Origin of the sequence: Promicromonospora sp. CA-289599 (genome assembly GCF_050936155.1) — a bacterium.
Classification (GTDB): Bacteria; Actinomycetota; Actinomycetes; order Actinomycetales; family Cellulomonadaceae; genus Promicromonospora.
The window spans coordinates 5,918,947-5,945,922 of the sequence record NZ_JBNJNI010000001.1 but is presented as its reverse complement, the minus strand read 5'-3'; the positions used below and the strand labels follow the sequence as shown (position 1 = coordinate 5,945,922).

Annotated in this window: 25 protein-coding genes, 1 pseudogene and 1 riboswitch; of the genes and pseudogenes, 12 read left to right on the top strand and 14 right to left on the bottom strand. The window is 73.4% G+C overall.

Going from position 1 to position 26,976, the window contains the following annotated elements:
* Nucleotides 1-12: 12 nt before the first annotated feature.
* On the top strand, nt 13-1,611 hold the full coding sequence (locus ACQEVI_RS26530) for a ricin-type beta-trefoil lectin domain protein (protein ID WP_432905215.1): 1,599 nt from the start codon (nt 13-15) through the stop codon (nt 1,609-1,611).
* A 77-nt stretch (nt 1,612-1,688) separates the two neighbouring features.
* Here the strand turns inward: ACQEVI_RS26530 and metE are convergent, their stop codons facing one another.
* The 5 genes from metE to ACQEVI_RS26505 all read right to left on the bottom strand — a co-directional run bounded on the left by metE (nt 1,689) and on the right by ACQEVI_RS26505 (nt 7,616).
* Nucleotides 1,689-4,085: a 5-methyltetrahydropteroyltriglutamate--homocysteine S-methyltransferase gene (gene metE, locus ACQEVI_RS26525; protein ID WP_432905212.1), complete on the bottom strand. Its 2,397-nt coding sequence runs from the start codon at nt 4,083-4,085 to the stop codon at nt 1,689-1,691.
* Between the two features lie 8 nt (nt 4,086-4,093).
* Nucleotides 4,094-4,196, bottom strand: a riboswitch (SAM riboswitch).
* Between the two features lie 197 nt (nt 4,197-4,393).
* Entirely contained in the window at nt 4,394-5,551 is a 1,158-nt protein-coding gene (locus tag ACQEVI_RS26520; protein WP_432905209.1) for a Cmx/CmrA family chloramphenicol efflux MFS transporter, read from the bottom strand.
* 171 nt (nt 5,552-5,722) lie between these two features.
* On the bottom strand, nt 5,723-6,208 hold the full coding sequence (locus ACQEVI_RS26515; protein WP_432905206.1) for a GNAT family N-acetyltransferase: 486 nt from the start codon (nt 6,206-6,208) through the stop codon (nt 5,723-5,725).
* A gap of 9 nt (nt 6,209-6,217) precedes the next feature.
* Entirely contained in the window at nt 6,218-7,153 is a 936-nt protein-coding gene (locus tag ACQEVI_RS26510) for a hypothetical protein (protein WP_432905203.1), read from the bottom strand.
* Nucleotide 7,154: 1 nt separating this feature from the next.
* The gene (locus ACQEVI_RS26505; protein WP_432905200.1) at nt 7,155-7,616 is read right to left on the bottom strand and encodes an RNA polymerase sigma factor; all 462 of its coding nucleotides are present in this window, start codon (nt 7,614-7,616) and stop codon (nt 7,155-7,157) included.
* A 174-nt stretch (nt 7,617-7,790) separates the two neighbouring features.
* Here ACQEVI_RS26505 and ACQEVI_RS26500 point away from each other — a divergent pair, with 174 nt between their 5' ends.
* The 4 genes from ACQEVI_RS26500 to ACQEVI_RS26485 all read left to right on the top strand — a co-directional run bounded on the left by ACQEVI_RS26500 (nt 7,791) and on the right by ACQEVI_RS26485 (nt 11,654).
* Nucleotides 7,791-8,768, top strand: a complete 978-nt coding sequence (locus tag ACQEVI_RS26500) for a D-alanyl-D-alanine carboxypeptidase family protein (RefSeq protein ID WP_432905198.1) — start codon at nt 7,791-7,793, stop codon at nt 8,766-8,768.
* 45 nt (nt 8,769-8,813) lie between these two features.
* A complete protein-coding gene (locus ACQEVI_RS26495) occupies nt 8,814-9,404 on the top strand; it encodes a putative glycolipid-binding domain-containing protein (protein WP_432905195.1) in 591 nt (196 codons plus the stop codon).
* 131 nt (nt 9,405-9,535) lie between these two features.
* Nucleotides 9,536-10,369 (top strand): HAD family hydrolase, encoded by an 834-nt coding sequence (locus ACQEVI_RS26490; protein ID WP_432905193.1) that lies wholly within the window; start codon nt 9,536-9,538, stop codon nt 10,367-10,369.
* Nucleotides 10,370-10,427: 58 nt separating this feature from the next.
* Nucleotides 10,428-11,654 (top strand): YibE/F family protein, encoded by a 1,227-nt coding sequence (locus tag ACQEVI_RS26485; RefSeq protein WP_432905190.1) that lies wholly within the window; start codon nt 10,428-10,430, stop codon nt 11,652-11,654.
* 181 nt (nt 11,655-11,835) lie between these two features.
* Here the strand turns inward: ACQEVI_RS26485 and ACQEVI_RS26480 are convergent.
* Nucleotides 11,836-12,117: pseudogene (locus tag ACQEVI_RS26480) on the bottom strand (MarR family winged helix-turn-helix transcriptional regulator); the annotation flags it as partial.
* Between the two features lie 146 nt (nt 12,118-12,263).
* Here ACQEVI_RS26480 and ACQEVI_RS26475 point away from each other — a divergent pair.
* The gene (locus ACQEVI_RS26475) at nt 12,264-13,160 is read left to right on the top strand and encodes an NADP-dependent oxidoreductase (RefSeq protein ID WP_432905187.1); all 897 of its coding nucleotides are present in this window, start codon (nt 12,264-12,266) and stop codon (nt 13,158-13,160) included.
* 154 nt (nt 13,161-13,314) lie between these two features.
* Here the strand turns inward: ACQEVI_RS26475 and ACQEVI_RS26470 are convergent, their stop codons facing one another.
* Nucleotides 13,315-14,028: a TetR/AcrR family transcriptional regulator gene (locus ACQEVI_RS26470; RefSeq protein WP_432905184.1), complete on the bottom strand. Its 714-nt coding sequence runs from the start codon at nt 14,026-14,028 to the stop codon at nt 13,315-13,317.
* Nucleotides 14,029-14,089: 61 nt separating this feature from the next.
* Here ACQEVI_RS26470 and ACQEVI_RS26465 point away from each other — a divergent pair, with 61 nt between their 5' ends.
* Nucleotides 14,090-14,926, top strand: coding sequence for an SDR family NAD(P)-dependent oxidoreductase (locus tag ACQEVI_RS26465; protein WP_432905181.1), 837 nt, complete (start codon nt 14,090-14,092; stop codon nt 14,924-14,926).
* Between the two features lie 89 nt (nt 14,927-15,015).
* On the top strand, nt 15,016-15,981 hold the full coding sequence (locus ACQEVI_RS26460) for a hypothetical protein (RefSeq protein ID WP_432905178.1): 966 nt from the start codon (nt 15,016-15,018) through the stop codon (nt 15,979-15,981).
* 5 nt (nt 15,982-15,986) lie between these two features.
* Here ACQEVI_RS26460 and ACQEVI_RS26455 read toward each other — a convergent pair whose 3' ends face one another.
* A complete protein-coding gene (locus ACQEVI_RS26455) occupies nt 15,987-16,418 on the bottom strand; it encodes a hypothetical protein (RefSeq protein WP_432905175.1) in 432 nt (143 codons plus the stop codon).
* Between the two features lie 122 nt (nt 16,419-16,540).
* Here ACQEVI_RS26455 and ACQEVI_RS26450 point away from each other — a divergent pair, with 122 nt between their 5' ends.
* On the top strand, nt 16,541-16,996 hold the full coding sequence (locus ACQEVI_RS26450; RefSeq protein ID WP_432905173.1) for a hypothetical protein: 456 nt from the start codon (nt 16,541-16,543) through the stop codon (nt 16,994-16,996).
* A 30-nt stretch (nt 16,997-17,026) separates the two neighbouring features.
* Here the strand turns inward: ACQEVI_RS26450 and ACQEVI_RS26445 are convergent, their stop codons facing one another.
* The 3 genes from ACQEVI_RS26445 to ACQEVI_RS26435 form a co-directional block, all read right to left on the bottom strand.
* The gene (locus ACQEVI_RS26445) at nt 17,027-17,812 is read right to left on the bottom strand and encodes a DUF899 family protein (protein WP_432905170.1); all 786 of its coding nucleotides are present in this window, start codon (nt 17,810-17,812) and stop codon (nt 17,027-17,029) included.
* 30 nt (nt 17,813-17,842) lie between these two features.
* Entirely contained in the window at nt 17,843-18,634 is a 792-nt protein-coding gene (locus ACQEVI_RS26440) for a DUF899 family protein (RefSeq protein ID WP_432905167.1), read from the bottom strand.
* A gap of 224 nt (nt 18,635-18,858) precedes the next feature.
* Entirely contained in the window at nt 18,859-19,218 is a 360-nt protein-coding gene (locus tag ACQEVI_RS26435) for a GntR family transcriptional regulator (RefSeq protein WP_432905164.1), read from the bottom strand.
* A 134-nt stretch (nt 19,219-19,352) separates the two neighbouring features.
* On the opposite strand from ACQEVI_RS26435, the gene ACQEVI_RS26430 reads away from it, so the two are divergent.
* On the top strand, nt 19,353-20,396 hold the full coding sequence (locus tag ACQEVI_RS26430) for an N-acetylmuramoyl-L-alanine amidase (RefSeq protein WP_432905162.1): 1,044 nt from the start codon (nt 19,353-19,355) through the stop codon (nt 20,394-20,396).
* Nucleotides 20,397-20,475: 79 nt separating this feature from the next.
* Here ACQEVI_RS26430 and ACQEVI_RS26425 read toward each other — a convergent pair whose 3' ends face one another.
* Nucleotides 20,476-22,077 (bottom strand): RNA-guided endonuclease TnpB family protein, encoded by a 1,602-nt coding sequence (locus ACQEVI_RS26425; RefSeq protein ID WP_432905159.1) that lies wholly within the window; start codon nt 22,075-22,077, stop codon nt 20,476-20,478.
* 158 nt (nt 22,078-22,235) lie between these two features.
* Between ACQEVI_RS26425 and ACQEVI_RS26420 the strand changes: the two genes are divergently transcribed.
* Both ACQEVI_RS26420 and ACQEVI_RS26415 read left to right on the top strand, forming a co-directional pair.
* On the top strand, nt 22,236-23,150 hold the full coding sequence (locus tag ACQEVI_RS26420; protein WP_432905157.1) for a hypothetical protein: 915 nt from the start codon (nt 22,236-22,238) through the stop codon (nt 23,148-23,150).
* Between the two features lie 7 nt (nt 23,151-23,157).
* A complete protein-coding gene (locus ACQEVI_RS26415) occupies nt 23,158-23,769 on the top strand; it encodes a TetR family transcriptional regulator (protein ID WP_432905154.1) in 612 nt (203 codons plus the stop codon).
* Between the two features lie 8 nt (nt 23,770-23,777).
* Here the strand turns inward: ACQEVI_RS26415 and ACQEVI_RS26410 are convergent, their stop codons facing one another.
* Both ACQEVI_RS26410 and ACQEVI_RS26405 read right to left on the bottom strand, forming a co-directional pair.
* Nucleotides 23,778-26,135: a glycoside hydrolase family 3 C-terminal domain-containing protein gene (locus ACQEVI_RS26410; RefSeq protein WP_432905151.1), complete on the bottom strand. Its 2,358-nt coding sequence runs from the start codon at nt 26,133-26,135 to the stop codon at nt 23,778-23,780.
* A 151-nt stretch (nt 26,136-26,286) separates the two neighbouring features.
* The gene (locus ACQEVI_RS26405) at nt 26,287-26,937 is read right to left on the bottom strand and encodes a C39 family peptidase (RefSeq protein WP_432905148.1); all 651 of its coding nucleotides are present in this window, start codon (nt 26,935-26,937) and stop codon (nt 26,287-26,289) included.
* Nucleotides 26,938-26,976: the final 39 nt, after the last annotated feature.

Below are 26,976 nucleotides of genomic sequence, written 5' to 3'. Positions count from 1 at the left end.
GAGGAGCACACCATGTCACGATCCTTGAGAGCCTCCCGCTCTCTGATAGCGCTGTCGGCCGCCGCGATCGTCGTCGGTACAACGTTCACCGGAGCCGCCGCGGCGGGGGCAGCGCCGCCCTCGGAGACGGCGGCCGGCACGAGCCGGCTCAGCGCGACGCAGTCCAGCACGACGCAGCTCAGCAACAAGCTCCCCGACGCCCAGGTCCGCGCGATGGTGCGCGACCTCGGCCTCACCCCCGCCGAGATCCCGGACCGGCTCGCGCTCGACGCCGAGGCCGCGATCGTCGAGGCCCACCTCACGTCCCGGCTCGGCGGCGCCTACGCGGGCACCTGGCTGCCCGACGGCGCCGACGCGCCCCGGGTCGCCGTCACCACCCCCGCGGCGGCCAAGGTCGCCGAGCGGGCGGGCGCGGACGCCGTCGTCGTCGAGCACAGCCTGGAGGCGCTGACCGAGTGGAAGGAGTCCCTGGACGAGGTGGGCGCCCCGGCGTCCGTCCACTCCTGGTACGCCGACCCCACCACCAACGAGGTGGTCGTCCAGGCCGCCGACGTCGCCGCGGCCAAGGCGCTGATCGCCGAGGCGGACCTGCCGGCCGACGTCGTGCGCGTCGAGAGGTCGAAGGTCGCCCCGAAGATCGCGCGCGACATCCGCGGCGGCGACGAGTTCCACCGTCCGACGGGCGACGGGTTCGTCACGCTGTGCTCGATCGGGTTCGCCGTGCAGGGCGGGTTCGTGACGGCCGGGCACTGCGGTGCGGCCGGCAACCCCGTCAACGCGCCCGACGGCGCGGCGCTCGGCACCTACCGTGCCTCGGTGTTCCCCGGCCGCGACTGGGCGTGGGTGGCCACCAACGGCAACTGGACGCCCACCCCGCGCGTCAACAACTACGCGGGCGGGACGGCGGCGGTCGCCGGATCGGCGGAGCAGGGTATCGGCGCGTCGGTCTGCCGCTCGGGCCGCACGACGGGCTGGCGCTGCGGCGTCATCCAGGAGAAGAACGTCACCATCAACTACGGCAACGGTGACATCCCCGGCATGGCGACGGGTTCGGCGTGCGCAGAGGGCGGCGACTCCGGCGGCTCCGTGCTGTCGGGCAACCAGGCTCAGGGCGTCACGTCCGGCCGGATCGGCGACTGCTCCTCGGGCGGCCGGTTCATCTACCAGCCGCTGAACCCGATCCTGAGCGCCTACGGGCTGCAGCTCACGACGACGTCGGGCGGCGGCGGGGACGGCAGGCCGCTCGTGGGGGTGGGTGGCAAGTGCATCGACGTACCCAACTCCGAGTTCACCGACGGCAAGCGCCTGCAGATCTGGACCTGCAACGGCACGGCGGCGCAGCGCTGGACCTTCCACTCCGACGGCACCCTGCGCGCCGGCGGTAAGTGCATGGACGTCGCCTGGGCCAACACCGCGGACGGCACGGCGGTCCAGCTCGCGAACTGCAGCGGCAACGCCGCCCAGCGGTTCACGCTCAGCGGGGCGGGGGACCTGGTCTCGATCCTCGCGAACAAGTGCGTGGACGTCCCGAACGGCAACAGCGCGAACGGCACGCAGCTGCAGATCTGGACGTGCAACGGCACGGCGGCCCAGAAGTGGCGCGTCGGCTGACACCCACTCCGTTGAGTGCTGGATATTCGCCCTTCCAACGGGCGTTGCGGGGCGAATATCCAGCACTCAACGAGGGGTCAGAGGGTGGCGCGGACCTCTTGCGTCGCACTCACCAGGTTGCGGAGGGACTCCTTGGTCTCCGCGTAGGCGCGCGTCTTCAGGCCGCAGTCCGGGTTGACCCAGACCAGGCGCGGGTCGATCGACTTGGCGGCGAGCCGCACGAGCTCGGTCACCTCCTCGACCGACGGCACGCGCGGGCTGTGGATGTCGTAGACGCCCGGCCCGATGCCGCGCCCGTACCCGGCGTCGGCCAGCTCGGGGACGATCTCCATGCGGGACCGCGCCGCCTCGACGGAGGTCACGTCGGCGTCCAGGCCGTCGATCGCACCGATGACCTGGCCGAACTCCGAGTAGCACAGGTGCGTGTGCACCTGCGTCGCGGTGCCGGCCCCGGCGGTCGACAGCCGGAACGAGCGCACCGACCAGTCGAGGTACCCCGGGTGGTCGGCCCGGCGCAGCGGCAGCAGCTCGCGCAGCGCGGGCTCGTCCACCTGCACGACGCCGATGCCCGCCTCCTCCAGGTCCGTGACCTCGTCGCGGAGCGCCAGGGCGACCTGGTCCGCGGTGTCGCCCAGCGGCAGGTCGTCGCGCACGAACGACCAGGCCAGGATCGTGACCGGGCCCGTCAGCATGCCCTTGACGGGCTTGTCCGTCAGCGACGCCGCGTACGCGGTCCACTCGACGGTCAGGGGCGCGGGCCGGGACACGTCACCCCACAGGATCGGCGGGCGCACGCAGCGCGAGCCGTACGACTGCACCCAGCCGTGCACCGTGGTCACGAAGCCGTCGAGCTGCTCCGCGAAGTACTGCACCATGTCGTTGCGCTCGGGCTCGCCGTGCACCAGCACGTCCAGGCCCAGCTCCTCCTGGAGCGCCACGGTGCTCGCGATCTCGGCGCGCATGGCGGTCGTGTACTCGGCGTCCGACAGCTCGCCGCGCACCCAGGCCGCCCGGGTCCTGCGGATCTCCGCCGTCTGCGGGAACGAGCCGATAGTCGTGGTCGGCAGCGGCGGCAGGTCGAGCGTCGCCTGCTGGGCCGCGGCCCGCTCGGCGTACGGCGCGCGTTCGACGTCGGCGGGGGTCAGCGCCGCGGTCCGCTCCCGGACCTCCGGTACGACGACGCCGGGCGCCTGGGCGCGGGACCGTACCGCGGCCGTCGACTCGGCGAGCGCGTCGGCGACCGCCGTCCGGCCGCCGGTCAGGCCCGTCGCCAGCGTGACGACCTCGGCGACCTTCTGGTCGGCGAACGCGAGCCACGACTTCAGGCCGGCGTCGAGGCGGGGTTCGTCGGCGACGTCGTGCGGCACGTGCAGCAGCGAGGTCGAGGTGCCGACGGCGACCGCGCCCGCTCCCACTGCGGACAGGCCTTCGAGCGTGGTCAGGCGGGCGTCGAGGTCGGCGCGCCAGATGTTGTGCCCGTCGACGACGCCGGCCACGAGGGTCTTGGTCTCCAGGCCGGCGACGGGGCCGGTGGGGACGGCGCCCTTGACGACGTCGACCGCGATCGCCTCGACGTCGGTGCCGGCGAGCAGGGCGAGCCCGTCGCCCGCCTCGCTGCGCAGGTCGCCGTACGGCGCGGTGACCAGGATGGCGGGGCGCTCGGCGGTGCCGGTCGCACCGGCGGCGGGGGAGAGGCCGGTGGCGAGCCGCGCGTAGGCCCGGCGGACGGCGTCCGCCACCTCGTCGAACGGGACGTCCAGCAGGTCCGTGACCAGCGCGGGCTCGTCGAGCTGTACCCAGGGGGCGCCCGCGGCGGCCAGTGCGCGCAGCACGTCGGCGTAGGCGGCGACGACGTCGTCGAGCCGGTCGAGGGGGTGGAAGCCGTCGGGGGCCCCGTCCGCCGCCTTGCTGAGCAGCAGGAACGTCACCGGGCCCACGAGCACGGGGCGGGTCACGACCGCCTGGCCGCCGTCGGCGGGCTCGGCGAGCTCCGTGAACTGGCGCACCAGGCGGTCGTCCACGAACCCGATCGGGGTGTCCGGCCCGATCTCCGGGACCAGGTAGTGGTAGTTCGTGTCGAACCACTTGGTCATCTCGAGCGGCGGCTTGTCGCCCTCGCCGCGGGCCAGCGTGAAGTAGCCCTCCAGGGAGAGCGGGCCTTCGCTCTCGTCGGTCGAGCCCGTCGGGACCAGGTCGCGGAACCGCTCGGGCACCGCGCCCAGCAGGGCGACGGCGTCGAGCACCTGGTCGTAGAACGAGAACGAGCCGGGGACGGCGGCCGCGCCGTCCAGACCCAGTCCGGCGAGATGCCGAGCGGTGGCCAGCCGCAGGTCACGGGCCGTGGCCTCCAGCTCGTCGGCGGTGGTGCGCCCGGCCCAGAACGACTCGACGGCGCGCTTGAGCTCGCGTCGTCGGCCGATGCGCGGGTAGCCCAGGATCGTGGCGGTGGGAAGGTGCGTGAACTCGACTGCCATGCGTATCAGCTCCATCGGACCTGGCGTTAGCACCTTGCCCGAGTGTGGCGGTTCGGGGGCAGGTTGCTGCGGTGTCGTTGAGCCAGGACTCTCGACCGCTCTGGATGATTGACCTGGATCGTAAGCATGACCGCGATGCGAACGGAAAACCGTCCACCCCTCAAGACGATCGTGTCGTGGCTGGTCGGCGGCTGAAAAGTGTGCCAAGCAGATGACCATGCGGTTGCTGCCAGGCGAGGCCCCGATCTGGCAGCAGGTGCATGGTCAGATCGGCCATAGGCAGGGTCAGCGCGGCGACCGCCGACCGGTCAGCTCCGGGGAGTGGGCCGACGTCGGCTCGTCGCGGACCACAACGCCGCGGCGGCGGCGAGCGACGCGCTGACCACCAGCGGGCCCGCGAGCCCGAGCGGCCCGATGGCCAGGCCGCCGAGCAGCGGGCCGACGAGCGCGCCGAGGTTCAGCGCCACCGTCGAGAACGCGCCGCCCATCGTCGGGGCTCCGTGGGCCGCGGCCATGCCGCGCGCGATCAGCGTGCCGCCGACCGCGAACGACAGCGCGCCCAGCACCGGGGCGAGCACCCACACGGCCGACGGGCTCCCCGCGAGAACTGCCCACAGGATCCAGCCCGCGACGAGAACCGGGACGCCGATCCCGAGAACCAGGTGCCCGTGCACGTCGGCGAGGCGCCCCGCTGCCGAGACACCGGCGAAGGCCCCCAGCCCGAACAGCGCGAGCACCACCGGTACCAGCGACGAACCGAGCCCGGCACCGTCCGTGACGATCGGCGCCAGGTAGGTGAACGCGCAGAACGTCGCGCCGTTCACCAGCACCCCGAGCACGAGGTAGCGCACCAGGTCGGGGGAGCGAAGGGTGCCGAGCTCCGCCCGGAGGTCCACCCGGGCGTGCGGCCCGTGCGGACCGAGCCGCCCCGGCGTCAGCACGGCGACCGCGACCAGGGCGAGCGCGGACAGCCCGGCGATCGCCCAGAGCGCGGAGCGCCAGCCCCAGACCTCGCCGAGGAGGGCGCCGGCTGGGACACCGGCGATCAGGGCGAGCGTCGTACCGCCGAGGACCGCGGCGAGCGCCCTGGCCTGCTTGCCGGCCGGGACGATCGTCGTGACCGTCGAGAGCGCGACGGCGAGGAACCCGGCGTTGGCCAGCGCGGCCACGAACCGGCTGACGAGCAGCACGGCGAACTGGTCGGTGAGCGCGCCCGCCGCGTGGGCCGCGACGAAGACCAGCAGGCAGCCGGTCAGGGTCCACCGGGGTGGCAGGTGGCGGCCGAGCGCCGCCGTGAGCGGTGCGCCGACGACCATGCCGACCGCGAAGCCGGAGGTCAGGTAGCCGGCCCGGGCGATGGTGATGCCGAGGTCGGCGGAGATGCCGGGGACGAGCCCGGCGAGGACGAATTCCGACGTGCCTTGCGCGAAGACCGCGACGGCGAGCACGTGGAGCAGGACAGGCATGGATGCCTCCGAAGGAAGGGGGAACGGGTAGGCCTGGACGGCACTACGGGCCCTTCGGATGCGCTGGAAAGCGGCCGAGGTGTGGCTCGGCGGTCTCTACAGGGGCATCTCGGGCTACCGGAGTACCGGCAGCCCGAACCTGGATGCTTCTGGAGACCTCATGAGCCGACCCTATCGGGCCGTGTGCCGTGCGCCGGAATCGGCGCGCGCGGGCAGCGGCCGGTGCCACGCGACCTCGCGGTCCAGCTGGCCGGTCGAGCGGAACAGGCGCACCTGGTGGGCGTCGGGGAGCGCGGCGGCGAGCGCGTCCGTCGTAGTCGCCTCGAAGCCGAGCTTCTGCCAGAAGCCGCCGGAACGGCGGGAGAACAGCCAGGCCTGGCGCGCCCCGGCGTCGGCGGCCCGGTCGAGCGCGAAGCGCGCCAGGCGCAGTCCGTCCCCGGTGCCCCGGAGGTCCGGTCGGACGGCGACGCTGCGGACCAGCGCGTGCTCGCCGCCCGCCCCGAGCTCGAAGCCGGTGGTCGTGCACACGGCGCCGGCCTCGTCGCGCTCCAGCCACAGGTGCACCGCCGGCTCCGCGAGGGCGGCGACTGTCAGGTCGGCCGACCGCAGGAAGGCAGCCAGGTCGTCGAGGTCGTCAGGTGTCGCAAGGTGGAGCACGCCGGAATCCTAGCGGGAGCGGCTACCCGGGTCGGACGGCGACGGGTCGCCGTCGGTGGCCGCCGGGCTCGGGCCGCTGCTGGGGGTGGCGCACGACGTCCAGCTGAACTCGCTGTGCACCTGGTACCCCTGGCCGTCGTCGGACTTCGCCCAGGTCTCCGCGGTGTACGGGAGCCAGGTGGCCGTGTCGACGACCACGTCGATCCGTGTCAGCTCGCCGCCGAGCACCTGCTCGGCCGGGGTGTCGAACCGGATCCGGACCAGGGCCCGGCCGTCTTCCTCCTCCAGCAGGAACTCGTCGTCCAGGCGGTGGTCCCTCCCCGCGAGGCCGGGCAGGTCGAGGGCCGCGTCGACCGTCGCCAGCTGCAGCACCTCCAGCGGCCGCGTGCTCAGCGGGACCGGCTCGGGCGTCCCGGTGTCCGTCGCAGGGCGGTCGAAACGGGTCGCCGACTCCCTGCCGAGCGTCGAACGGACCTTCACGGCGCAGTCCGCGCCGGCCACCGCGGGCGCGGTGCGGTCGACCACCTCGGACGGCGTCAGCGCTCTGGTCGGCGACGGGCGCGGCTCGGGGGAGGTCGTCGGCGAGAGGCTGGTGCCGGGCGACGAGCCGGGCTGCGCGCCGGGCGCCGGCAGGTTCACGACGGTCACCACGACGGCGGCCGCTGCCGCCGCCGCGACGCCCCACACCAGTGCCCGGCCGCGGTACGCGCGGGAGCGGCCACGCCGGGGCTCGGCGTCGAGGTCGTGCAGGAGGACCACTACGCGCTCGTCGGTCGCCCAGTGGTCCTGCGCGTGCTCCTGCTCGTCCAGGTGCGCGTCGCCCTCCAGATGGTTGCCGACGCCGAGCGCGCGGGCCCGCGACTCGGCGTACACGCGCGCCAGGTCGAGCTCCGGGTCGACCCCCCGCAGGGCGCGCCGGGCGCGGGTCAGCTCTTCGTCTTCCACGTCAGGAACCTTCCTCGGTGAGCTGTTCGTAGACCGCACGCAGACGGCGTCGTGCGCGGTGCACCCGGGTGGCCGCCGTCGCCGTCGTGCAGCCGAGGACCTGGGCGACCTCCGCCGTGGACAGCTCCGCGGCGGCGAGCAGGGCGATCACCTCGCGGTCCGCGGGGCGCAGCAGGGCCAGCGCCCGGCGCAGCTCGTCCAGCTCGCCGACGAGCCGCACGCCGTCCTGACCCGCCGGGACCGGATGCGCCCGGACCCGCTCGACCAGCGCGTTGCGTCGCTGCTGGGCGCGCACCTGGTTCGCCATCACGCGGCGGGCCACCCCGAGGAGCCAGGCGCGCGGGTTGTCCGGCAGCTCGCCCTTGCGCCACGCGACGGCGAAGACCTCGGCCACCACGTCCTCCGCCTCGGCGGCAGGGAGCCGCGAGCGCGCGTACCGGTACACGGCGCTCGCGTGCGCCACGAACAGCGACTCCGTCAGGGCGGACGAGAGGTGGGCAGGCGTGTGCCTGCCCGGTTCGAGGCGCTGTGGCTCGGTGTTCGTGGCCAGGGTGGGCTCCGCAGACGAAGAGACGGACGAAGAGACGTGCTTCCGACTCAGTGTGTCCGGCAGGAGCGCCCCCATGGCACCTCGCGGATGTTGTCCACGTCACAGCCCGCCGCTGACATCGCGATCCGGACCGTGCACACCAACGCTGATGTGACCGTCTCCCGCAGCCGTGCCCGCACCTGGTTCCGTCCGGCGGGCCTCGCCCCCGTCGTCCTCGCCGCGAGCCTGCTCCTCACCGGCTGTGCTGCCGCAGACCTCGGCAAGGAAGGGGGTGGTACGAGCGGAGCGGAGCCGCAGGCCGCCGCGTCCGGCCCGGCAGCGCAGAACCCGGCAGCGCAGAACCCGGCAGACAAGTCGGCAGAGCAGCTGGCAGAGCAGCCGGCAGAAGCCCCGGCGCCGCGGACGGGGCCGAGCCCGATACCGGCCCCCGCGGAGGGCCCCGTCGACGCCCCGGCCGCCCCACCTGCTACCGGCCTCGACCTGAGGGAGCACTCGACCGGCGATCCCGAGAGCCCCTGGGTGGTCGTCAACAAGCGCAGGCCGCTCGACCCGATCGACCACGAGCCCGACCTCACCGTCGTGCGCGGGTACCTCGTCCGGACGGATGCCGCTCCCGACGTCGCCGCGCTGCTCGACGCCGCCGACGCCGACGGCGTGCGGCTCACCCTGCGCAGCGCCTACCGGGGCTATCCCAAGCAGGTGGAGGTCTACGAAGGGTGGGTGGCGCAGCTCGGCGCCGAGCAGGCGGACGCCGTCTCGGCACGTCCGGGGCACAGCGAGCACCAGACGGGCCTCGGGGTGGACGTCGGCGGCACCACCCGGCCGGGGTGCGACTTCGAGGCCTGCTTCGCCGAGACCGTAAAGGGTCGCTGGGTCGCCGAGCACGCCGCCGAGTTCGGCATGCTCGTGCGGTACACACGCCAGAACAGCGCAGTCACCGGCTACGCACCCGAACCCTGGCACCTGCGCTGGGTCGGCCGGGAGCTGGCGGCGCACATGCGGGCCACCGGCGTCACGACCCTGGAGGAGGTCTTCGACGTGCCGGGCGGGGACTACGCCGACTGAGTCGTCGACCGGGCCTCCTGGTCCCGCGCGGATAGGGTTGGTGCCGTGCGGCTGGATCCGTTGCCCGACGTGTCCGCCTGGACCCACAGCGGGGTCCGGGCAGGTTTCGAGGTGCTCTTCGCGGAGCCGACGGCGGACGGGTACCTGCTCCGCGGGCACACCACCGCCGTCGAAGGGCCGCAGGCGTGGTCCGTCGGGTACCGGATCGAGGTCGACCCGCAGTGGTGCACCCGTCGGGCCGAGGTGCGGGCGGTGTCGGCAGCCGGAACCGTCCGGACCACTCTCGACCGGACCGGGCAGGGCGACGACGCCCGGTGGCTCGTCGACGGCGTCCCGCGCCGCGACCTCGACGGCTGTCTCGACGTGGACCTGGAGTCGTCGGCGGTGACGAACACGCTGCCCGTCCACCGGCTGGATCCCGCCCCGGGGGAGCCGCGCGAGGTGCCCGCGGCCTTCGTCCGGGCGGGTGACCTCGGGGTCGAGCGGCTCGAGCAGGAGTACCGGCTCCGGAGCCGGACGCCGACCGTGATCAGGTTCGACTACGCGTCGTCGACCTTCGACTTCGAGTGCGTGCTCACCTACGACGGGTCCGGCCTGGTCCTGAAGTATCCGGGGATCGCCGTCCGGGAGCGTTGAGCCGAGGGCCGGCCGAGCGCCGACCAGCGGGGCTGACCTGCGTGATCGGGTCTCCAGACCCTGAGACGCGAGTTCCAAAATGTCCCAGTATGAGACATGATGTTCCCACCACCTATCACCAGGGGAATATCGTGACCGCGACCACCTCCCGGGCCGCAGCACTCTCGGACGTGCCCACGTCCACACCCGCTCTCGTCGCCTGCGACGTCGAGGGCACGCTCGTGCGCGCCGGACGGCGGCCGACCGGCGCGGTGCTCGATGCGATAGCCGCCGTTCGCGCCGCCGGGCACCACCTGGTGGTCGCCACGGGCAGGTCGTTGTCGGGTGCCGTGCAGGCGGCCCGCCAGCTCGGCATCAGCGACGGCTGGGTGGTCGCGGCGAACGGCGCGGTGACCGCGCGGCTGCGCCCGGACGGGTACTCCGTCGTCGAGGTGACCGCCCTGGACGCGGGGCCCGTGTGCCGGCTCGTCGCCAGGACGCGGCCCGACCTGCGGCTCGCCGCCGAGGTGGTCGGCACCGGGTACCGCGTGACCAGACGGTTCCCCGACCGCCTGCTCAACGGGCACCAGGAGGTGCTGGGCACGCTGGAGGAGATCTGGGCGCGCCCGACGCCGCGGGTGGTCGTGTACGGGCAGTGGGCGCTGCGGCTCGCGCCGGCGCTGCGCGAGTCGGGCGTCACCGCCGTCGCGGCCCGTGTGGACTGGGTGGACGTCACCGCTCCCGAGGTCACCAAGGTGACGGCGCTCGAGCGCATCCGGCTCGAGCTGGGAGTCGCGTCGGCCCGGACCATCGCCGTCGGCGACGGCGAAAACGATCTCGAAATGCTTCGGTGGGCGGCCGTGGCGATCGCCATGGGGCATGCGCCCGCGACGGTCCGCGCCGTCGCCGGCCGGATCACGGGCACGGTGGACGAGGACGGCGCTGCAGCCGCGCTCGTCGACGCGCTCCGGCTCCCGACCGCCTGACCCCGGACCGTGTCCCGCTCGCCGCGCCCACGACGCGGCCTTGGGTGAGGATGTGCGCATGGCGCACGCTCACTCGCACGGTGCGGCCGGCCCAGCCGCGCCACGCACGACGTTCCTGCTGGTCGTGACCCTGGTCTCCGCTCTTCTGGTGACCCTCGCCGGGCTGTGGCTGCTGTGGCCGAACGCCGGCGACGTGCCCGACCGCGTGCCCGCGCGAGCCGAGGGCACCTCGTTCGTCGACGCCACCGTCACCGGGCCCGCCGACCCCACCACCGGGAGCATCCCGGTAGAGCTCCCCGGCGGCGCGTCGTCCCGCATGCAGTCGCCCGGTCCGTCGATCCCGCTCGCCGCGGGGGACCGGATCACCGCCGTCGACATCTCCCAGGTCGCGCAGCCCGGTGTCGACCCGCTGGTGTTCATGGACTTCCAGCGTGAGCTGCCGATCGCGCTGCTGGCGATCGTCTACGCCGTCGTCGTGCTGCTGGTCGCGCGCTGGCGCGGACTGGCCGCCATGGCGGGGCTGGGTGTCGCGTTCGTGGTGCTCCTGGGCTTCACCATGCCGGCGCTGCTGGCGGGGCAGTCCGCCATCGGCGTCGCGCTGGTGACGTCGTCCCTGGTGATGTTCGTGACCCTGTACCTGGCGCACGGCCTGTCGGCCCGCACGTCGACCGCGCTGCTCGGCACGCTCGTCGGCCTCGCGCTGACCGCCGGGCTCGCCGCCTGGGCCTCGGGGGCCGCGCAGATCACCGGGACGAACGACGAGATGTCGGCGTTCCTGCCGTCCAGCGCGCCGGGCGCCGACCTGCGCGGGATCGCGCTGTGCGGCATCGTCCTGGCCGGGATGGGCGTGCTGAACGACGTGACGATCACCCAGGCGTCCGCGGTGTGGGAGCTACGGGCCGTCGCGCCCGGGGCGTCGCGCTCCGAGCTGTTCACCAGCGCGATGCGGATCGGCCGCGACCACATCGCGTCGACCGTCTACACCATCGCGTTCGCCTACGTCGGCGCCGCGCTGCCGCTGCTGATGATGGTCTGGCTCGTCGACCAGTCGCCGGCCACCGCGCTGACCTCCGGCGAGATCGCCGAGGAGGTCGTGCGTACCCTCGTCGGCTCGATCGGGCTGGTGCTCGCCATCCCGATCACCACCGCGATCGCGACGCTCACCGTCCCCGGGCCGGCGGCGGAGGGTTCGACGACGCCCGAGCCGGCCTCCGACCCGGAGCTGATGGCGCCCGTGTCCGAGGCGTGGGCCGCAGGGCCCGGTCCCGGGACGACGGCGAGCTGACGGTCACGGCGGTGCTGCCCACGTTCTGCTCCAGCGCACGCAGGAGCGACGTGGCCTCGTCACGGCGCGCCGGGTCGAGGTCGCCCGCCGTCGCCCGCTCCAGCTGGGCCCAGATCTCGGCGACGCGCGGCCGCAGCGCCAGGCTCGCGGGTGTCGGCTCCACCAGGGTGACGCGCCGGTCGTCGGGTCCGGGCCGACGCCGCACGAACCCCGTGCGCTCCAGCCGCTGGACCGTCCGCGTCATCGACGCCGAGTCCGTCGCGACGTGCTCGGCGAGGTCCGTCTGCCGCTGGGGTCCGTGCTCCCAGAGGAACATGAGCAGCAGCTCCTGGCCCGGATGGAGGCCGAGCGGGCGCAGCAGGTCCGCGGCGAGCGCCCGGTGTGCCCGCGCGAGCGAGAAGATCGCGAGGCTGAGCGGTCCGGCGGATGAAGCGTTCGACCCACTGTCCGGGGCAGGTGCCATGCGCCCCATCGTAGGACGCGGTGCGGGCACGGTCGCGGGAGCGATGGCGGGCGGAATAGGGAGGCGGTCCCCGAGGTTACCTGTCCCGAACAGCAAAATCGTCAGGCGCGTGGTTCGGCGGCCTGCCGAAGACCAAGGAGAACGTGATGCGCGCAGTGGTTCTTGACGAGTTCGGCGGCCCCGAGGTCCTGCACCTGGGGGAGGTGCCGGAACCGGAGGCGGGCCCCGGCCAGGTCCGCGTCCAGGTGGAGGCCGTCGGCGTCAACGCGTTCGACGGGAAGGTCAGGTCGGGCGCCATGGAGGCGGCGTTCCGCACGCGGCTCCCGGCCGTCACCGGCCTCGAGGTGGCGGGCATCGTCGACCAGGTGGGGGCCGACGTCACCGGGGTCGCCGTCGGGGACCGGGTCGCCGGCCCGGCCGGCCGCGGCGCCGCGGAGCTCGCGGTCCTGCGCGTCTGGGCGCCGGTGCCCGACGGGCTGGACGCCACCCAGGCGGCAGCGCTCCCCGTCGTCGCCGAGACGTCCCGGCGCGCGCTGCGGATCCTCGACCTCAAGCCGGGGGAGACGCTGCTGGTGCACGGCGCGAGCGGCGGTGTCGGCGGCCTGGCGACGCAGCTCGCGGTCGCGGCGGGCGTGCGCGTGATCGGCACGGCGTCGCCGGCCAACCAGGAGCGGGTGGCGGGATACGGGGCGACGCCCACGACCTACGGCGAAGGCGTGGTCGACCGGGTCCGTGCGCTCGCCCCCGCCGTCGACGCGGTGCTGGACAGCGCGGGCAGCGGCGTCCTGCCCGACAGCATCGAGCTGCGGGGCGGCACCGACCGGGTGCTGACCCTCGCCGACCCGGCGGCGCACGCGCTGGGTGTCGAGTTCTCGGAGCGGTCCGAGCACTCTGCGGAGGTCCTCGCGGAGGTCATGGGGCTGGTCGCCCGCGGCGAGGTCTCCGTGCCGGTCGCTAAGGTGCTGCCCTTCGCGGAGGCCGCGCGGGCGCAGGCCCTGGTCGACGGCGGCCATGCGGGCGGCAAGGTCGTCCTCGTGCCGTGACGCTCGTCCAGTGGCTCCGCGAGGTCCGCTTCGAGCAAGCAGGTACGCATGGTTCTGACCGATTGACAACAGCACCTCGAACGCATGCGCAGCAGCTTGGTCAGAGCGGACCATCGGAGGCGGGGGATCTGCGACGCTCGACCAGGTTCCGGGGTCAGATGCGCGCGGCCTCGCGGACCAGGCCCTCCAGCTCGGCGGCCAGGAGGCGCTCGCCGTCGAGCCCCATGGTGCCGAACGCGCCGACGATCTCCAGGGACACGAGCCCGTGCACGCGGTACCAGGTAGACAGGGCCAGGCGGAGCGCCGCCGGTGACGCCTCCTTCGCCGGAAAGCCGACGGACCTGCCCCAGCGGGCCAGATCCTGGTCTAGCACCGATCCCTCGGCGTCGCCGCCGGTGTCACCCGTGTCGCCCGCGGCCTCCTGGATGGTCGTGACCAGGGCGAGCATGCTCTGGCTGATCGCGCCGACGCTCTCCAGGGGGTCCACCGCCTCGCGTCGGCTGCCGGTGAAGAGCATCGAGTACCGGCGCGGATGGTCCAGGGCCCAGCGACGCCAGGCGCCGGTGATCGCGGCGAGCCGGTCTGCCGGGGACCTGTCCTGCGCCTGTCGTGCCGCGGTCTCGACGGCCGTGCCCAGGTCTGCGTACCCGGCCAGGACCAGGGCGTCGAGCAGCGCCTCGCGGGATGCGAAGTAGTGGTAGAGCGCGGGCGGCGTCATGCCTACCGCCTTGCCGACCGAGGCGAGCGACAGGCCGTGCGCACCGCCGTCGTCGACGAGCCCCAGTGCCGCCTCGACGATCTCGTCGACGGTCTGCCGCCGGAGCCGTTCGCGCCGAGTCAGGGGCCGGGTGTCGTCGTCCTCGGGCATATCGCGAGCCTAGCTCGAAAGGCAGGTGCCGACACGGCGCCCACCTGGCACGATGTCGCCCATGACGGCTGAAAGCGCGCAGGTAGACGTGGCACCCGGCCGGGTCTGGTTCGTGACGGGCGCGAGCCGCGGGCTCGGCCGCGCCATCGTCACCGCAGCCCTGGAGCGCGGCGACCGGGTGGCGGCGACGGCGCGCGACGTCGCCGCGCTGGACGACCTGGTGGCCGAGCACGGCGACGCCGTCGTACCGCTGCGCCTGGACGTGACCGACCCGGCCCAGGCGACGGCCGCGGTGCGGGCGGCCACCGAACGGCTCGGCCGCATCGACGTGGTCGTGAACAACGCGGGCCACGGGCTGTTCGGGTACGTCGAGGAGATCACGTCCGAACAGCTGCGCGAACAGTTGGAGGTCAACCTCTTCGGCGTGCTGCACGTGACCCAGGCGGCGCTCCCGGTGCTGCGTGCGCAGGGTTCGGGGCACGTGGTGCAGGTGTCCAGCTCCAGCGGCGTCGCCGCCTGGCCGGGGCTCGGTGGCTACAGCGCGTCGAAGTGGGCGCTGGAGGGGCTCTCCGAAGCGCTCGCCCAGGAGGTGGCCGGATTCGGGATCCGGGTCACGCTCGTCGAGCCCGGGCCCGTGGACACCGCGTGGCGTGGGGAGTCGGCGGTGCGGGCCGAGGCGCTGCCCGCGTACGACGCGCTGCGGGCGTCCGCGTGGCACCCGCCCGGCTCGTCGTCCCCGGCGGACGTCGCCCGGGTGGTCCTCGCCGTGGTCGACGCGGACGAGCCGCCGCTGCGGATCCTGGTGGGCGACCTCGCGGCGGACGCCGTCCTGCCCCTGACCGAGGAGCGGCTGGCGGGCTGGCGACGCTGGGAGGACCTGGGCCGCTCGGCGGGCTGACGGCCGGACTACGGCCGGCGGCCGGCGAGCGCCTCAGGTGCCGCCGAGTTTCGTATCGCCCCGGCCGCCCACGCCATAGCCTGACCGGCATGGCAGCACACGCGCACCCGACCCAGGCGCAGCAGGTCCAGTCCGAGCTCGAGGCAGCACAGGAGGCGAGCTTCGAGCACGCGCGGCTCAGCGGCCGGCGCACGACCGCGGAGTCGGCGCTCGCCGCCGCCCGGGCCGAGCTGGCGCGGGCGACCGAGGCGCTCGAGGGGGAGGCGGCGGACGTCCAGAAGCTGGAGGACTTCAGCCCCACGCTGATCTGGGCGACCATCCGCGGCAACCGTGACGAGCGGCTCGAGGTGGAGCGGGCGGAGCACCGCGCCGCCGAGTACCGGGTGGCGGCAGCGCGGGCAGCGGTCAGCAGCGCCGACCAGGAGCGCACGGAGGTCCGCCGCGCGCTGACCGCGCTGGGCGACGTCACGGCCCGGCGGACCGCGGCGCTGGCCGCGAAGGAGGCATGGGTGGTCGCGACCAGGTCTGACGGCGCGGACGAGCTCGCCCTCCTGGCGGAGAAGGTCGGCACGACGCGCGGCGAGCTGACCGAGCTGCGCGAGGTGGTCGGTGCGGCGGAGCGTGCCGAACGAGCGCTGACCAGTGCCCTGGGCCACCTGGACAGCGCCGGGAACTGGGCGGCGTACGACACGTTCGGCGGCGGCGGGTTCCTCACGGACATGATCAAGCGCGAGAAGATGGACCAGGCCGTCGTGCTGATGCGGGACGCCGACGAGGCGCTGCGCGCCCTGACCCGCGAGCTCGGGGACCTCGGCCAGAACGGCGTCGGCGGCATCACGTCCGACAGCCTCGAGGACATGTTCGACGTCTGGTTCGACAACATCTTCAGCGACTGGTCGGTCATGAGCCGGATCGGCGAGGCGCGCGACCGGGTGCGCGCGGCGCTGGACGCCGTCACCGATGTGCAGCAGCGGGCCGCCAGTCGTGTGGTGGTGCTGGAGGGCGGCCTCGCCAATCTCGGCAAGCGACGCGAGCAGCTCCTGGCCGGATCATGACCGGGTCAGCCGGCTGAGGGAGCCCGCCAGCCCGGCAGGAGGCGTTCCAGGGCGTCGGCCAGGGAGATGGAGTCGCCGTCCTTGCCGCCCGCGCCGAGCAGCAGCGGCGGACGGCGCGGCTCCGGCCGCACCCCGCGCACCCTGTCGAGCAGCCCGAGGGGTGCGGTGAGCACGTAGAAGTCGCCGTCGGTGCTGATCCCGGACGTGCGGTCGACGCGCAGGTACCAGCCCCGCAACGGCGTGCGGGCGGTGCCGCGGCCGCCGTACCCCTGCACCTGCAGGGGCTCCGCCGGTAGCTCGGAGTCCCGGGCCACGGCCACGAACTCGCGCAGCAGGGCCTCGGCGCGGGTGTGCTCGGCGTCCTGCCGCGCCTGCAGGCGCTCGCCCTGCAGCCGGACCGCTTCCGCTCGCTGCCGGGACCACTCTTCGTCGCGCATGGCAGGAAGTGTCGCACCCGCGCCGGCGAGGCAGGGTCACGAGACACGGTCGGGACAACCCACCGCCCAGGACGTAGGCCAGCCGGATTCTCCCGGAGCCGCGTCCTGACCAGCATGTACGTATGACCGAAACCAAGCTCCGCACACTGTCGGCGGCGGCCTTCGCGCTCGCCGTCCTCGCCGGGATCGCCGAGGGCGCCGTCTCCGTCGCGGCCATCCACGCCCAGCAGGGCATCGACGGTGAGCTCGTCACCCAGATGGTCCTCCGCGGCCTGGTCTTCGCCGCGGCGCTCGCGTGCGCCTGGTACCTGGTGGCCGGACGCCGCTGGGCCTGGTGGGCGCTCCTGGCCGGCCTCGGCGTGCTCGGCCTGGCCTCGATGGTGGTGCCCATGGCCGCCGACCTCGCCGGCGGCGCGAGCTGGTACTACACGCTCGGCGGAGACGTCTCCCCGGCGATGCCGGCGATCCGCGTGCTGCACATCGCCTTCGTGGTGGCCGGCGTCGTGACCATGCTGCGGCCCGGGGTGCGGTTGAGCCTGGACGGGGCCGGGCGCCCGGACCGCACCGCGGCGGCCTGAGCGCCCGGGCACCCCGCCCGGCAGAGGCGGTCAGTGGTGGTGCTCGCCCGCCGTCACCGGCGTCGCACCCGGACGGGTCCACTGGACGGCGGGGCGCCCGCCGTTCCAGCTGTTCCCGACGCCGTCCTCGTCGGCACGCCAGAACCAGCCCGGCGCCTTGCCCTCCGGCCAGCCCTCGGGGTGGTCCTGCCAGGCCTCCATGCGGCCCCGTGCCGTCATGTCGAGCAGCGCGAGGGCCGGCATGGTCGACTCGGCGCCGCGTCCCGTGACGGAGTTGGTGAGGAACACCTGGTCGCCCCGGCGCAGGAAGCACACCCAGGTGCCGAAGTCGTCGCCGCTCACCGTCTCGTCGTCGGAGTCGAAGACCGAGTACCAGTCCTGCGGGTACCCCATGAACTCGACGAACGGTGCCAGCTCGGCGTACGGCGCCTTCGCGAACACCGCGAACGACACGCCCCGCGCCCTCAGGTACGCGGGGTCCTGCACCGCGTAGTAGGTCATCGTGCAGCCCGGGCACTGGTTCTCGAACGGCTCGCCCAGGTGCCACATGTGCTTGTAGACGATCAGCTCCTCGCGGCCCTCGAACAGGTCCAGCAGGGTGGTCGGCCCCTCCGGCCCGACGACGACCGCCGTACCGTCGACCTCGGTCATCGGCAGCCGGCGCCGGGCCGCGGCGATCGCGTCACCCTCGCGGGTGTGCGCCTTCTCGCGCACCAGCAGCTCGTCGCGCGCGGCCTGCCACGCCTCCCGGTCAGTGATGGGCGGGACCGCCACCGGGCCGGTCCGTTCGGTGTGGCCTTCGTGCGTCGTTGTCATGATGCTCTCCTCGCTGGATCGACAAGCTGTTCAGTGGTCATGGGAACCGTGTACGACGGCGGCCGTCGCGCCCGGCCGGGACCACTGAGCGGTCGGGCGGCCGCCGCTCCCGCCGTTCCCGGTGCCGTCCTCGTCCGCCGTCCAGAACCAGAAGGAGGCCTTGCTCTCCGGCCAGCCCGCGGGGCTGTCCTGCCAGGTCTCCAGGCGTCCGCGCGGCGTCATGTCGAGCAGGCCGAGCGACGGCATCGCGACCTCGGCGCCCCGTCCCGTCGTCTCGTACGTGAGGTACACGCGGTCTCCCTGACGCAGGAAGGACACCCAGCCGAACTCGCCGCCGCCCACTGCGGGGTCCTCGATCCCGTCCGCCGCGTACCAGTGCGGGGGATAGCCCATGAACTCCACGAACGGCGCGACCTCGTCCCAGGGCCCCTGCGCGAGCAGCGCGAACGAGACGCCGCGCGCCGTCAGGTACGCCGGGTCGCGCACGGCGAAGTAGGCGAACGTGCAACCAGGGCACTGGTTCTCGAACGGCTCTCCGCGGTGCCACATGTGCTTGTAGACCAACAGCTCCTCGCGGCCCTCGAACAGGTCCAGCAGGGACCGCGGTCCGTCCGGCCCGGTCACGGTGAGGTTCGCGTCGACCTCGGTCATCGGCAGCCGTCGTCGGGCAGCGGCGATCGCGTCGCCCCGGCGCGTGTGTGCCTTCTCCTGGGCCAGCAGCTCGCTGCGCTCGCGCAGCCAGGTCTCCCGGTCGACCACCGACGGGGCGGCAGCGGCCGCTGCAGCGGTGTCGTCGAGGCGGGCGTCGTGCGTGTCGGTCATGTTCGCTCCGTGTTCGGTCGCAGGCTCTTCCACGAGTACTGACGACCGGCAGCACCGAATGTCATCGGCCGACCGGCCACCCCTTCGACGAACGAGTCCCGAACAGATCGACACGGCACGCTCAAGGTGAGGCGTATGCGCATCGCCGTGCTCGACGACTACCAGCTGGTCGGACGCCGCCTGGGCGGCAGGCAGCCCCGTGCGCGTTCTCGGCCAGCTGATCGCTACCGCAGCGCCGCCGAGACGATCTCCAGCGCCTCGGCCCGGCCGATCCCGAGCGCGCGGACCGTCTCCGCGTACGTGGACGCCGCGCCCTGGGCGAGGGAGAGGCGCTGGTCGCCGGCCGCACTCACGAAGGTTCCGGCCCTGCCGCGGGTCTCGACCAGGCCCGCCGTCTCCAGCTCGCGGTACGCGCGCGCCACGGTGTTGACGGCGATGCCGAGCTCCGCCGCGAGCGCCCGCACCGTCGGCAGGCGCGTGCCGACGGGCAGGGCCCGGTCCGCCATCTGCTGCGCGAGCGTGGTGCGCACCTGCTCGAAGGGCGGAACGGGGGAGTCGGCATCGATGCTGATCACGGCATCCACAGTACAAGTGCCGGGCGTCCGCGACGCGTGGGATCGTCCCACACCGGGCCGTGGTTCGGGACCACGCCCGGAGGTCGCCACGGCAACCACCCGATGGTAGACATGTGAGACATTTCTGGAGCATGGGAGTCACCATGACTGAGCTGTACGAGATCAGGGACGACGACGGGACGGTGCTGGAGGTGCTCGGCGCGGACGACGAGCCGGCGGGCGACGGCGGCCGGACCACCGGCGAGACACCCACCGACGTCGAGCCCACCGACGTCGAGCCCACAGACGCAGCCGGCAACGAGCCCCTGGCCACACCGAGCATCGCGTCGCGCGCCTCGTGGGGCGCCCGGTATCCCGACGGGGACCTCACCCTGACCGGCCCGGCGGTCGAGGTCTTCGTGCACCACTCGGTCACCGCCCAGCTCTCACCCGACGCGAGCGTCGCCGAAGAGGCCGAGCAGATGCGAGCGCTGGAGAGCGTCGGCCAGACACGGTTCGGCACCGGCATCTCCTACAACGTGGTCGTCTTCCCCTCCGGCCGCGCGTACCAGGGCGTGAGCTGGAACCGCCGCGGCACCCACACCGGCGGCCGCAACAGCACCGCGCGGTCCATCTGCTTCGCGGGCAACTACGAGGTGAGCTCGCCCACGGCCGCCCAGATCTCGACGGCCGCCGCCATCTTCGGCGCGGGCAAGGGGCGCTTGTGGACGCGTGGCGCGCCGCTCGCCGGGCACCGCGACGTCTCGCAGACCGCCTGCCCCGGCCGGCACCTGTACGCGCGCCTCGACGACATCCGCACCGGCTCCGGCTCCACCCCGCCGAGCCCCGGCAAGCCCGCCGGCATCAGGGTCGACGGGTTCTGGGGCCGCACCACGACCACGCGGCTGCAGCAGGAGCTCGGCACCCCCGTCGACGGCGTCGTCTCCTCGCAGAGCATCGCGTGGCGGGACGACAACCCGGGCCTGACCACCGGCTGGGAGTGGGTGTTCGACGCGCAGGGCTCCCGCGTGATCGCCACCCTGCAGCGCCGGATCGGCATGAGGTCCGGACAGGTCGACGGCAAGATCGGCCCCCAGACGATCCGCGCCCTCCAGGACTACCTCGGCACGCGCGTCGACGGCGTCATCTCCCGTGAGTCCCGGGCAGTCATGGCACTCCAGCGCCGCCTCAACGACGGGCGGGTATAGGGCGGGTACAGCTCCGATCGCCACGGCGCGTTCGCAGCCAGTCTCACGCAGTTACGGCGTGTTTCAGAAGTCACGAGGCTCATGGAACACCGCCCTTCTCGGGCGTCCAACCCTCAGGCCGCGGGTGCGGCCTGAGGGTTGGTTCCCACGTCATCCAGTCCCTCCCCACCCCGGCCACGCGGGCCGGGGCGGGTGGGGGTGTCCTGTCGGTGGGCGTTTTTGACGGGGCCGGCTGCTTGACGGTCCCGACCCGGGCAACACCACGCCCCACACCGTCAGTGTCTGCGACGGTGGGGGTGTGGTTCTCGGCCCAGGCGGCGAGATTCACTGCGGCATTCAGATCCCGGTCCATTACGTGCCCGCACTCGCGGCACTCGAAGGTGCGGTCCTTGAGTGTCAGGTCCTTGCGCACAGTGCCGCAGGCGGAGCAGGTCTTGGACGACGGGAACCACCGGTCCGCGACCACGACCTGGCCGCTGCGCCAGGCCTGCTTGTACGTGATCTGCCGGGCGAGCTCACCCCACGCCGCATCCGAGATGGCGCGGGAGAGCTTGGGGTTGGATCGCATGCCGGTGATGTTCAGGTCTTCCAGGACCAGCCGGGCGTGGTTCTTGACCAGCTGGTTGGACACCTGATGCAGCACGTGGCGACGACGGTCACGGATCCGGGCATGCTGCCGTCCCAGACGAACGACGGCCTTCTTGCGGTTCTTCGATCCCTTCTTCTTGCGTGACACGGCTTTGGACAGGCGACGCAGGCGCGGCAGGCCACGCCGCAGGACGCGCTGGTTGTCGACCCGCAGCACCTCGGTGCCGTCGGACGAACCGGCGACGGCCAGGGCGTGCAGGCCACGATCCACACCCACCCAGCTCTGCTTGCTGGGCTGGGTGGCGCGCTTAGCGGCCTCGACCTCGCCGGGCTGGGATGCATGCCGTTGCGTGGGGTGCAGGTCCGCGGCCTCTACAGTGATAGAGATCCACCATCTGCTGGCCCCGCGGGACACAGTCACGAACAGGATCCGGGCACGATCTTTGGTGATCATCCGCCGCAGCCGTCGGGTGCATCCCCGTACCCGCAGGACGCCGATCTTCGGCAGGCTCACCGCCCGGACACGCTCCCCGGTCCCGAGGCGAATACTGGCCCTCCCCTTACTGATCTTGTTCCGGATCCGGAACGACCCACCCGTGAGGCTCTTCTTCTTGAAGCGCGGGAAGCCGATCTTCGGTCCCTTCCGGGTACCGGTGCGGGAGTCGGTGGCTGCCTTCAGCGCGCGCCCGAGGTCGACGCAGGCTTCCTCGAACACCTGCGCCAGCACCCGGCCCTGCCAGACCAGACCCGTCACCTGAACCCCTGTCATCCCAGTCGAGTCGACCAGGAACCGGCGTCCGGCAGCCTCGGACCTTTTCCACTTGTTGAACTCGTTGATCAGATCGAACCCCGTCCACGGCGCGTGGACGGCGTTAGAGATGTCACGCCCGGGGTGATCGTCGGACCCGACTCCGGGCGCGGCCTCGGGCGTGGAGTCCCGGCCCTGCCCGCGCTCGGCGGCGGCGCGGGCGTCCTTGTGCAGGCGCAGGGCCTGGTTGAAGGCGAACCTCGCCGCTCCGACGTGCTGGGACAGCACGTATTCCTGCTCGACCGACGGGTCGAGACAGAACCGGAACGACGTGTGCCTGGGCATGCGGATCATCCTGCCACCAGCCACTGACAAACGCCCGTGAACCGCACTTCAACTATTAATGGATCCGGACGTCAGTTCGACCTTCCTGACAACTCTCCAGCTCACCAGCCTGCTCCCGGATTCCCACGAGCTCCGAAACACGGCCTAGTCTCACGTCCATGAGCGACGCCTACCCGCGACCCCAGTCCACCGAGCAGCGCACCCCCGAAGCGATCCCGCTCGGCACCGCGCCGCGGCCCGCCGACGCCGCCGACCTCGTCGCCCGCGTCCGCGTGGCGCTCGCGGAAGCGCTGGGCGGCCGGGCGGTCGGGCTCGAGCGGGCGGGCATCCGCGCCGTCCTGGACGGCAGCGACGTCGCGTCCGCGGACATCGACCTGACGGGCGTCGTCGTCCGCGCCGACGGCGCCCCCGGACCGGCGGGGGCGCCGGGCGTCGGCGACGCCGCGCAGCAGTGGCGCCCCGAGGTGGTCCGGCGCGAGCCCGGCACGCTGCGCCGGCTCCGGGTGGACGCCCACCGGCTCGTCGCCGTGGACCTGCCGGTCGACATCACCGCCGAGGTCGAGGGGCTGCGGTTCGACTGGGTGGAGGGCGCGGACGGCCGTGTCGGCATCCAGCCGGTGGAGCCGAGCGAGGCGCACCCGGTAGCAGGTCACGCGCGCGTCGCCGTCGACAAGGCGGGCCTGGTCGCGACGGCCCGCGGGCTGCTCACGGTGGTGCTGCTGCAGCAGGGCGTCACGCTGACCGGGCTGGACGTCGACCTGGTGTCGCGCGGCCCGCGCGCGGCGGCGCTCCGGGTCGACGCCGCGGTCAAGAAGGGCATGTTCCTCTCGGCCCGGGTGCAGGCCACCGCGTCGGTCAGCATCGACGAGAACATGGTGCTCGCGGTCCGCGACGTGCAGCTCGCGAGCGGCAACCCGATAGTGGCCGCGCTGCTCGGCACGATCAGGGGCCGGGTGGAGGCCGCCACGAGCCGGGACATCGACCTCGCCGAGCAGCTGCCCGACGGCGTCCGGCTGGCCGACGTGCGCCTCGACGTCGGACAGGAGCTCGTGGTGAGCGCCAGGCTGGCCTGACGTCGTCATGGACACCACCACCGGTGCGCGCGGCGGGTACGCCAAGGGCCGCGCGACCCAGCAGGAGATCATCCGCACGGCGATCCTCGTGTTCGCCGACGTCGGCTACCACGGCGCCTCGCTGCGGGACATCGCCGCGCGCGCGGGCATGTCCCACCCCGGGCTGCTGCACCACTTCCCGAACAAGGCAGCCCTGCTGGAAGCGGTGCTGGAGTACCGCGACGCGGTGGACCAGGAGGCCGTCCGGGAGGACCTGGCGCGGGGCGCCGACGAGTTCGACGCCCTGGTCCGTGTCGTGGAGCGCAACCGGCTGCGCCGTCCGCTCGTGGAGCTGTTCGCGGGCCTGTCCACCGAGGCGACGTCACCGGACCATCCCGCCCACGCCTTCTTCCAGCGGCGCTACACCCGGCTGGTCGCCGACCAGGCGGCCCACCTCCGGGAGCGGGCCGCGCGCGGCGGTCTCGCGCCCGGCGTCGACCCGGAGCAGGCGGCGCGCACGGTGGTGGCCCTCATGGACGGGCTGCAGGTCCAGTGGCTGCTGTCCCTGGAAGGCCCGGCCGCCGATCGAGTAGACATGGCCGCAGACCTGAAGGCCTACCTGACCCTGATCCTCCGCTAGGCCAACGGTCAGGCGTTGGCCTCCGTCAGGAGGGTCGCCAGCGCGGCGCGGTCCAGGCCGGCCAGGCCGAAGTCGGCGACGACGGCGAGCGGCATGTCGCCGACCATGGCGAGCAGGTCGTCGCCGACGGCGCCGCCGTGCACCAGGGCGTCGACCCTGGCGCCGACGACCGGGTGGTCGATCGCCTCGGCCACCGTGGACAGGGGCCCGAGCGGCAGGCGGACGTCGTCGCCGTCGACCACGACCGTGGCCGAGCCCCGCAGGTCGCGCGACGACGCGCCGGCCGACACCACGAACTCGCCACCCTCCAGGACCCAGCGGCGCAGCACCGGGTGCCAGTAGGACAGGTCGCGCGCCGTGAGGTCGAGCGTGACCTCGCGGGACTCGCCCGGGGCGAGGTGGATCTTGGCGAACGCCTTGAGCTCGCGTTCGGGGCGCTGCACCTGCGACACCGGGTCGCCGACGTACACCTGCACGACCTCCGCACCGGCGCGGTCGCCGGTGTTGGTGACGGTGGCCCGCACGCGGACCCGCGCTGCGCCGTCGGTGCCGCCGCCGGAGCCGCTGGTGTCGGCGCCGCCGCCGTCGGTGCTGAGCACCTCGGCCGCGACGCCGTCGTAGGCGAACGTCGTGTACGACAGGCCGTGCCCGAACGGGTAGGCGACGTCGAGCTCCCGCGCGTCGTACCAGCGGTAGCCCACCAGGACGCCCTCGCCGTACCGGACGTGCCCCAGCTCGCCGGGGAAGTTGCCGTAGGACGGGTTGTCGACCAGGCGCAGGGGCAGCGTCTCGGCCAGGCGCCCGGCCGGGTTCACCGCGCCGAGCAGCACGTCGACGACGCCGGAGCCGCCCGCCTGCCCGCCGAGCCAGCCCTCGACGACCGCCGGGGCGAGGTCCTGCCAGGGCGCCACGGAGACGGCCGAGCCGTTCGCCAGCACCACCACGACGCGGGGGTTGACGGCGGCGACCGCCTCCAGAAGCGCGACCTGCTGCGCCGGGAGGTCCAGGTGCGTGCGGTCGAAGCCCTCGGACTCGTAGGAGGCGGGCAGCCCCAGGAAGACGAGCACCGTGCCGGCCGTGCGGGCCAGCTCGACGGCCTCGGCACGGAGGGCGTCGTCGTCCGTGCCCGAACCCCGGTCCGCGCCGTCTACCGTGTATCCGGCGGCGAACGGCACCTCCGCACCCGTCGCGGTGCGCAGGGCGGTCAGTGCGTCGTCGAGCCGTGTGGGGTTGACCTGGGAGGAGCCGGCCCCCTGGTAGCGCGGCGTGCGGGCGAGCTCGCCGACGACGGCGACGCCGTCCCCCGACGCGAGCGGCAGCAGCGGCCCGCCACCCCGCCCGTCGACCGGTGTGTTCTTCAGCAGCACGACGCCGGCCGCCGCGGTCTCCCGCGCCAGCGCATGGTGCGCCTCGGCGTCGTAGGTCCCCGGAGCGTCCAGCGCGGGCAGGGAGCGCGCGACCAGCCGCAGCACCCGCCGCGCCGCGACGTCGACCACGGCTTCGTCGAGCTCGCCCGCGCGGACCGCGGCGACCACCTCGGCGTCGGTGCGCCCGCCCGAGGCCGGCATCTCCAGGTCGAGCCCCGCCGCGACGGCGGCGACCCGGTCGCGGACCGCGCCCCAGTCGGACATCACGAGACCCGTGAAGCCCCACTCGTCACGCAGCACCTCGGTCAGGAGCCAGTGGTTCTGCGACGCGTACACGTCGTTGATCTTGTTGTAGGAGCACATCACGGTCCACGGCTGTGCCCGCTCGACGACGCGCTCGAACCCCGCGAGGTAGATCTCGCGCAGGGTGCGCTCGTCGACGTCGGCCGAGACGCGCATGCGGTCGGCCTCCTGGTTGTTCGCCGCGAAGTGCTTCAGCGACGTGCCGACGCCCTGCGACTGGATGCCGGCCACGAGCGCGGCGCCGAGCTCGCCGGCGATCACCGGGTCCTCGGAGAGGTACTCGAAGTTGCGCCCGTTCAGCGGCGACCGCTTGATGTTGATGCCCGGCCCGAGCAGCACGGCGACGTCGTTGGCGCGGGTCTCCCGGCCGAGTGCCTCGCCGACGCGGCGCAGCAGCGCGGGGTCCCAGGTCGAACCGAGCGTGGCCGCGGTGGGGAAGCAGGTGGCGGGCACGGAGTTGCCGAGGCCGATGTGGTCGGGGGAGTCCGCCTGCTTGCGCAGGCCGTGCGGGCCGTCGGTGACCATCACACCGGGCACGGCGCCGCCGCCGTCCCGGTCGATCGGCTGCGTGGTCCAGAAGTCCAGACCCGAGAGCAGCGACGCCTTCTCCTCGAGCGTGAGTCCGGCCAGCACGTGCTCGACGTCGAGCACGCGACCCTGGGCGGTCGGCTCCTCGACGGATTCCTCGACGGACATGCTGCACTCCTTGGTTGTCGCGACCCTCGCGGCGCAAACCTACCAGGTGGTAGTAATTGGGCCGTCGGCGCGAAAACTGAGGTTCAACTTGAACGTGAAGGTTGACGAACTCTCAACCTCGACCCGAACCTCAGCGCACCGCCGCGGGCATTCAGGTCCGCGACGCCAGGGGCGGGCCGAGGACGATGCCCCGGCCGGCGTAGAAGCGGTCCAGGTCGGACCAGCGGACGTGGGTGTACTCCTGCGACTTCCCAGGAAGCCCGGACGGGTCGTGGATCACGACGTGCTCCTCGTCGGCGCCGACGGCGAGCACCAGGTGCCCACCCCGGCGGGGCGGAGCCGGGTCGAGCGCGCGGATGGTCCGGTAGACCGACAGCATCACCAGGTCCCCGGCGGCGACGTGCTTGGTGATCTGGTCCATCGGAAGGTCCGGGTAGACGTCGGCGCCGAGGCCCCACCGAGCCCGTACGTACGCGGCGAAGGGGGCGTAGATGAGGCCGTCGAGACCACCGTCCTCGCGGTGGACGTAAGCGCCGACCTCGACGCAGTCGGCGGCGAGCCGCATCGGATCCGGGACGTCCAGGTGCCAGTACCCCAGGGCCATGCGCAGGCACGCCACGCCGCACAGTTGATCGGCCCACCACTCGTACTCCTCGGGGGTGCTCGCCCCGTACTCGGCCCATCGTGGATCGTCGGCGGCACGCATGGTGCCGCCGACGATCGCGGGCACGAGCTCGGGGGAGGCCCACTGCGAGTAGTACGGGACCTGGTGTCGGACGGCGGGTGAGGTGGTGTCGGTCACGGGCACCATTCTCGCGTGTCAGACGCTCAGGTCACCCCG